At 64.9% G+C, this 2,883-nt stretch carries 3 protein-coding genes; 1 reads left to right on the top strand and 2 read right to left on the bottom strand.

Translation table 11 applies throughout. From position 1 onward, the window contains the following. The coding region (locus KDH09_05635) for an acyl-CoA dehydrogenase family protein (GenBank protein MCB0219158.1) at window positions 1-977 on the bottom strand (977 nt) is incomplete at its 3' end. Window positions 978-1,028: 51 nt separating this feature from the next. Next, window positions 1,029-2,171, bottom strand: a complete 1,143-nt coding sequence (locus KDH09_05630; GenBank protein MCB0219157.1) for an acyl-CoA dehydrogenase family protein — start codon at window positions 2,169-2,171, stop codon at window positions 1,029-1,031. A gap of 235 nt (window positions 2,172-2,406) precedes the next feature. Between KDH09_05630 and KDH09_05625 the strand changes: the two genes are divergently transcribed. Beyond that, on the top strand, window positions 2,407-2,883 hold a 477-nt coding region (locus KDH09_05625; GenBank protein ID MCB0219156.1), incomplete at its 3' end, for a carotenoid oxygenase family protein.

Here is a 2,883-nt window from a genome sequence, read left to right as displayed (position 1 = left end):
TCGGCCATCCAGGTGGCGTGCCAGATCATCAGGCGTGCGGCCGTGATCTTGCGCTCCATCTCGGCGAGCTTCTCGCGGACGACCTGGTTGCGCGCGAGCGGGCGGCCAAGCATGTAGATCTCCTTGGAGGCGTCGCGGGCCAGCTCGTATGAAGCCCGGGCAATCCCCGTCGCCATCGCGGCCACCGGCGGACGGGTTGAATCGAAGGTCTTCATCGCGGTCTTGAAGCCGCCCGAGCCCATCTTCTCGTAGTGCTCTTCCCCGCCCAGCAGGTTGTCCTTGTGGACACGGCATTCATCGAAGACGAGCTCTGCAGTCTCCGAGGAGCGAAGCCCCAGCTTCTTCTCGATCTTGCCGAGGCTGAAGCCCGGCGTGCCCTTCTCGACGATGAACGCCCGGTGCGCCTCGCGCCCCTTGGTCTTGTCCAGGGTAGCGAAGACCACGACCCAGGAGGCGCGGCCGCCGTTGGTGATGAAGCACTTGGTACCGTTGAGCACGTAGTAATCGCCGTCCTTGCGGCAGGTAGTCGAGATATTGGCCGCGTCGGAGCCCGCACCCGGCTCGGTCAGCCCGTAGGCTCCCCAGGCCGGGTCCTTATCCTTGGCGAAGATGGAGAAGCAGCGCTCCTTCTGCTCGGGCGTGCCGGTAATGGCCACCGGCGGGCCGCCAAGGCCCGGGCCCGGGAAGGTGAGGATGACGCCGGGATCGCCCCATGACATTTCCTCAGCGGCGATGACGCCCATGCGGTTGCTCTGGGAGACGCCCCTGGAGTCGGGTCTCACGCCCGCATCGTCGCCGCCCATTTCCTTGGGAACGGCACCCGCGCCGATACCCATCTTCTGCACCTTGCGGAGGAATTCATCGGAGACGCCGTTCTTGTCGAACTCCAGCGCCTTGGGGCGCAGCTCACTCTTGGCGAAAAAGCGCACCATCTGCTGGATGTTGCGCTGTCCTGGTTCCAGTTCAAATTCGATCATGGTTTCTGCTCCTGCAGTCAAGAGCGCGGACCAAAGGGCCCGCGGAAGGTGTCAGTCGGTGATGGGGCCCAAAATGGCATCGGCCGCCAGGGCGTTGTTCAGGGACTCGGGACCCATGGTGAGCGAGAGCTCGCGCGCATCACGCAGCCATTTCTCCACCGGGTAGTCCTGAATGAAGCCCGCACCGCCCAGAATCTGGACGCCGTCAGTGCAGATGCGCGTGGCCACATCGGCCGCGTGGGTGAGCGCCATGCAGGCCTGCTTGGTGGCGTCCTTGCCCTTGTCCAGGGCATCGGCCGCCTGCCAGACGAGCCAGCGTGCGGCGTTCACCTCGGTGTGTGCGTCGGCGATCATGAAGGCGATGGACTGGAACTGCCCGATCATCTTGCCGAAGGCCGGGCGCTGCATGGCGTAATCGCGCGCGTATTCGGCGCTCGCGCGGGCCACGCCCACAAGGCGCGCCGCCGTCAGCACGCGGGCGCGATTTAGAAACACCACAATAGCCGCGCCCATGTCTTCGGCGCCGGTGAGTTCTTCGCCCGGCGTGCCCGATAATTCAGCCGTGCAGCTCGGCGCCGTCAGCACGCCAAGGCGCGCATCGGCTTTGCCGAGCGTGAGTCCCGCAGCGCCTTTCTCGACGACGAAGGCACGCACGCCGGCCCAGCCGGTCTCCTCGCTCGTGCGGGCGAAGACCACGTAGAGATCGGCCTCCAGGCCGCCCACCACCCAGCGCTTCTTGCCGGTGAGCTTGCCGCCTTCGGCCTTCGTTGCGATCGCGCCATAAGTCTCGGAGGCAACGTCGTCCTCGGACAGGCACAGGGCGATGGTCTTGGGCTTGGCGCCAAGGTCGCCCAGGTGTTTCTTGATCTGCTCGGCGCTGCCCAGCGCGCAGATGGCCGCGGCGCCAAGGCCGGGCCGGTCGAGGGCGACAGCGATACCGACGTCGCCCCACGCGAGTTCTTCTTCGACGATGGTGCGTGTGACGATCCCCTGCCCCAGGCCGCCGGCCTCTTCGGGAATGTCGATCACGCCGAAACCGTTCTCGTCATAGGCGGCGACCATCTTGCCGGGCACGCTGGCCGACTGCTCGCACTTGCGATAGGTCTCGTCCTGGGCGCGCATCTCGGTCTCTGCAAACCGGTGCGCGGTCTCCTGCATCTGCTTTTGTTCTTCGCTCAGCTCGAATGAGATCATGGAATCCTCCCGCGTGGGTGGCCGCTCACTCACTGGCTCACCCCGATTGGTGGAGTGAGGCTACCCGCCTGTTGACTGGCGAGTCAACGGAGCAGTGAACGTCGAACACCTTGAAATCATTGGATAAAATTGCTGAACAAGCGGCCGATTTGTTTCACCGGGAGCCGCCCCTTGCGACCGGAAGCAATGTTTACTACGTTAACATCTATTGCAGAACCGGTGTGGGAGGACGGCCATGGCGACGCTGACGCAGAACCTCTTTTATGGAGTGGGCGAGAACCAGTGGGACCTCACGCTCACGCAGGGCGCCTGGCCTACCGACGCCGAGGGCGCGGTGTTCATCATCGGCCCCGACAAGCGCCGGCCCGGCGGGCACTGGTTCAGCGAGTCGGGCATGGTGCTCAAGATCGAATGCGCCCCCACGAGTGCCGGCAAGATCCGCGCACGCACGCGGCGCATTCACACACCGGTCGAGCAGCTAAAGGAACGCTTCCCTGCGCTCTTCAAGAAGTTCTTCGTCATGGAAGCCTCGCCGTTTGGTTTCACCAACATGGCCAACACCAATCTCCAGCCCATGGGGGAGCGCCTCTTCGTCGGTTACGACGTGGGCCGCCCGCTGGCGATCGACCCCGAGACCCTCGACTTCGTAACACGCGTGGCCTCCAACGGCCAGTGGGAACAGTGCCTGCCCGGGCGTCTCGCGCCGCTCCTC

Source organism: Chrysiogenia bacterium (assembly GCA_020434085.1).
Classification (GTDB): domain Bacteria; phylum JAGRBM01; class JAGRBM01; order JAGRBM01; family JAGRBM01; genus JAGRBM01.
This window is presented reverse-complemented; position numbering and strand designations above follow the sequence as displayed.